Genomic DNA, 4,023 nt, shown 5'->3' with positions numbered 1-4,023 from the left:
CGGAGAACTGCTCGACCTGGTCGGCGTACATCGCCACGGAGCTGTCGCGCTGGGAGCGGTCCTGGAGCGTGCCGCCGGTGTTGCGCAGCTCGGCGGTGAGCCGGTGGGTGGCCTGCTCACGCAACCCGTCCAGCCGGTCGTAGAGCATCGAGACGTACTCCTGCTCGCGGCCGATCTCGTCGTCGAGCGGCAATTCACCGGTACCGCCGGAGTGCCTTGACAAGCCGTCTCCCTTAAGATTAGAATGCCTTGCAGGAACGGCTTTTATGCCGTTCTTTTTCGTGCCCTCGAATTGTTGAAGATAGCGCGGTCCGCTCGCTGTCACCAAGCCGACCGGGCTGATTCGAGTCACACAACCACGGACGCCGGGCCGACCATCTGGTCGACCCGGCGTGAGCGCTTCGGGAAATCAGCCGCGGGCCACCTGGTAGAGCCGCTCGGGGGTGACCGCTCCGGCGAGCACCCGACCGTCGTCGGTGAGCAGCACGCTGAACAGCTTCCCGGTGAGCAGTCGGCCGCTGCCCCAGTCCCCACTGACCGCGGGCAGCCCGCCGAGCAGCTTCGACACGTCCGCGTCCGGCGCCGCGCCGGCCGGCTTGCCGCCGGCCGCCTTGCCCGGGGTCCCGTCCAGGCGCGCGACCAGGACGGTGGCCCAGCCGTCGCCCACGGCACGCACCTGCGGGTCTCCGCCCGGTGCGGCCGGCGCGGGCCGGCCCGCGGACGGCCGCTCGGCGGTCTCCTCGGTGACGGCTACCCCGGGTGGCGGGTTGAAGGCGAACTGGTCGGCGTCGGGACGCCGGTAGTCGACCTGGGTGAAGGCCATCTCGAACGCCGGCTGGTCGCTGCCCTTGGCGAGCACCTCGAAGCGCAGCGGCACGTGCTGCGTGGCGTCGATGGCGATCCGCAGCTGGTGCACCAGCGAGTCGCGGTCGCGCGGTTGGAGCACCAACTCGTAGGCGTCCCGACCGGCGACGGTGGCCGAGCGGCCGACGCTGACCTCGGTGCTCGGATCGATCGCGCCCAACGCCAGGTCGGCGGCCTCCTGCGGGGTGGCGGGGAGACTCGGCGTCGCCGCGGGACCCGGCTTTCCGGTCGTGCCCGCGTCGCCCAGTGTGCGATGGCGCGCGGTGTTGCCCCGGCTCTCCCAGGTCCACACGTCCCGGCCATTGCGGATCACGTCCTGCTCGCCGAGGGTGTCCATCAGCGCGACGCGCTGCCGCTCCGGCCCGGAATACCACACCCGCAGGGTGTGCGTGCCGGTCAGCAGGGTGGTCAGGTCGTTGCCGGGAATCAGCCCGACCAGCGGCGGCAGACCGAGGTCGGCACGCTGGACGACCGTCCCGGACAACCCCTCCAGCCGGGAGGTCTGAAGATCCACCAGGAGTTGGGCGGCGGTACGCGGCGGCAGGCTCGGCTCCGCCTCGGCGGCGAACGTGCCGATCGCGGCCCCTCCGCCGATGACGGCGACGCCAGCGGCCGCCGGGACCAACCAGCGCAGGACGGGGCGGCTTCTCAGGATCGACATGGTGCACCTCCTGCCAGACATCCTGCCCGGTCGGCGCTGTGAAGGCGCTGAGGACGCCGAACCTCCGGCTGTGACCCGGGTGGCACCCTTGGACCGTGCGGTTGTTGGTGGTGGAGGACGAGGGCCGGCTGGCGGCTGCCCTGCAACGCGGCCTGCAGGCGGAGGGGTTCGCGGTCGACGTGGCGGCGACCGGCCCTGCCGGCCTGGACGCGGCCCGGCACGGCGGGTACGACGCGATGATCCTCGACGTGATGCTGCCCGGGCTGTCCGGCTACGAGCTCGTCCGCCGGCTGCGCGCCGAGCAGCACTGGCTGCCGGTCCTGATGCTCTCGGCGAAGGACGGCGAGTACGACCAGGCCGACGGCCTGGACTGCGGCGCCGACGACTACCTGACCAAGCCCTTCTCGTACGTGGTGCTGCTGGCCCGCCTGCGGGCCCTGCTGCGTCGGGGAGCGCCGGAACGCCCCACCGTGCTGACGGTCGGTGACCTGCGGCTGGATCCGGCCCGCCGACGGGTGACCCGTGCCGACGCCGAGGTGACGTTGACCGCGCGGGAGTTCGCGTTGCTCGATTACCTGATGCGTCGTCCCGGCCAGGTGATTTCCAAGATCGAGCTGCTGGACCACGTGTGGGACGCCAGCCTGGAGACGGCGCCCAACGCGGTCGAGGTGTACGTCGGCTATCTGCGCCGCAAGCTCGGCCGGGACCGGCTGGAGACCGTCCGGGGCGCCGGCTACCGGCTGGCGACGTGACACCGGTCGACCCGGTGGACGATCGTTGGGTCCGCCGGTTGCCGGGGTGGGGTCTGCGCGGGTTGGGCCTGCGCGGGCGGCTCACGGCGCTCGGCGTGGTCGGTCTCACCCTCGGGCTGGCCCTCGGCGGGGCGGTGCTGCTGGGCGCGCTCGGTTTCGTGCTCCAGCGCACCGTGGACACCGAGGCGTTCCGGACCGCCGACGCGGTCGCCCTGCTCGCCGCCGAGGACGCGCTGCCCGACCCGCTGCCGGTGGCCGGCGGCCAGGTCCGGGTCCAGGTGATCGACGCGCAGGGTCGGATCCGGGCCGCCTCGATCGACGCGGACCGGCTGGTCCCGATGGTCCGCCCCGAGCGGTTGGACACCGGTCGCCGTCAGCGTCTGGTGGTGCCGGCGGAGCGAGCGGGGCTCGCCGGCCCGGTTCGGGTGGTCGCCGTACCCGCCGGCACGGCAGCGGATCCGCTCACCGTCCTGGTCGCCCGGTCGATGGCAGACGTCCGGCACAGCACGCACGTGGTACGCGCCATCCTGCTGGTGGCGTTCCCGCTGCTGGTGGCGATCCTGGCCGGGGTGGCGTGGCGGGTGATCGGTGCGACGTTGCGTCCGGTGGAGGCGCTGCGCCGGGGCGCCGAGGAGATCACCGGGCGCGCGGGCGGCGGCCGCCTGCCGGTGCCCGCCTCCGCCGACGAGATCCACCGGCTGGCGGTCACCCTCAACGGGATGCTGGACCGGTTGGAGTCGGCGCGGACCCGGCAGCGCGCCTTCGTCTCCGACGCGGCCCACGAGCTGCGCAGCCCGCTCACCAACATCCGCACCGAGCTGGAGGTGGCCCAGCGGCTCGCCGACCGCACGGACTGGACGGCGGTGACCGTCAACCTGCTCGCCGACACGGAGCGGCTGAGTCGGCTGGTCGACGACCTGCTGCTGCTGGCCCGCCTGGACGAGATGCCACCGGCCCGGGGGACCGGCCCGGTCGACCTGGGCGCGCTGGTGACCGAGGTCGCCGCCCGGTACCCGTCGCCGCCGGTGCTCCTCGTGCCGCCGCCGGGCCCGCTGTGGACGGCCGGAAACGCGGCCGAGCTGCGGCGGGTGCTGTCGAACCTCGTCGACAACGCGGTCCGGCACGCGCGGGGCAGCGTGGTCCTCACCGTCGAGCCGCACGACGATGCCGCGTACCACCTGGTGACGGTGACCGACGACGGCCCGGGGATCCCGGCGGCCGACCGGCGACGGGTCTTCGACCGTTTCACCAGGTTGGACGACGGTCGGGGCCGTGACGACGGCGGCGCCGGCCTGGGCCTCGCCATCGTGTGGGAGCTGGTCCGCCGCGCGGGCGGCACCATCACCCTGACCGACGCCGACGGCACGCAGGGGCTGCGGGTGCGTCTGCTGCTCCCGAGGACGCCGACCGGCGACGGGCAGCAAGCGGCGGTCGACACACCATGACGACGGTGGTCAGCCGGTCGGGATGTCAGCGGCGGCGGGTGCAGACCTGGTTGGCGCTCGCGACGGTGTCGGTGGACCAGACGACGGCCACGGTGAAGCAGTAGTCGTTGGCGCGGTTCAGCGCGTAGACGATGTAGCTGTCGGTGCCGGCGGGCAGCGTGGCGATCGCCGTCTTCTCCTGCCCGGCCCGGCCGGCCGACACGACCACCGGCCCCTCGCCGCCGGCCGGGTACGTCCAGCGCAGAGCGATGTTGTCCCGGTTGTCGCGCAGGCTCACCGCGCCGGGCGGGGTGCCGGGTGC

General features: G+C 73.4%; 4 protein-coding genes and 1 pseudogene. 2 read left to right on the top strand and 3 right to left on the bottom strand.

The annotated features are described in order from the left end of the window. Both AB0J68_RS28515 and AB0J68_RS28510 read right to left on the bottom strand, forming a co-directional pair. A partial coding sequence (locus AB0J68_RS28515) for a hypothetical protein (protein ID WP_363941524.1) occupies positions 1–223 on the bottom strand: 223 nt, incomplete at its 3' end. Positions 224–409: 186 nt separating this feature from the next. Then, complete coding sequence (locus AB0J68_RS28510; RefSeq protein ID WP_363941522.1) at positions 410–1,525, bottom strand: sigma-E factor regulatory protein RseB domain-containing protein; 1,116 nt, start codon at positions 1,523–1,525, stop codon at positions 410–412. Between the two features lie 95 nt (positions 1,526–1,620). Here AB0J68_RS28510 and AB0J68_RS28505 point away from each other — a divergent pair, with 95 nt between their 5' ends. Beyond that, positions 1,621–2,277 carry a response regulator transcription factor gene (locus tag AB0J68_RS28505; RefSeq protein WP_363941520.1) on the top strand — a complete coding sequence of 219 codons (657 nt, stop codon included), beginning with the start codon at positions 1,621–1,623 and terminating at the stop codon, positions 2,275–2,277. A 53-nt stretch (positions 2,278–2,330) separates the two neighbouring features. Continuing rightward, positions 2,331–3,722 (top strand): ATP-binding protein, encoded by a 1,392-nt coding sequence (locus AB0J68_RS28500; protein ID WP_355064036.1) that lies wholly within the window; start codon positions 2,331–2,333, stop codon positions 3,720–3,722. A gap of 25 nt (positions 3,723–3,747) precedes the next feature. Here AB0J68_RS28500 and AB0J68_RS28495 read toward each other — a convergent pair. Further along, a pseudogene (locus AB0J68_RS28495) lies at positions 3,748–4,023 on the bottom strand (tetratricopeptide repeat protein); the annotation flags it as partial.

This window comes from Micromonospora sp. NPDC049580, from assembly GCF_040675595.1.
Taxonomy (GTDB): domain Bacteria; phylum Actinomycetota; class Actinomycetes; order Mycobacteriales; family Micromonosporaceae; genus Micromonospora.
The sequence above is the reverse complement of the archived record's forward strand: the minus strand, read 5'-3'. Positions and strand labels throughout refer to the sequence as shown.

Bases quoted from the DNA above. Each gene is read 5' to 3' on its own strand.
- AB0J68_RS28510 (WP_363941522.1), bottom strand. From the start codon at position 1,525: ATGTCGATCCTGAGAAGCCGCCCCGTCCTGCGCTGGTTGGTCCCGGCG.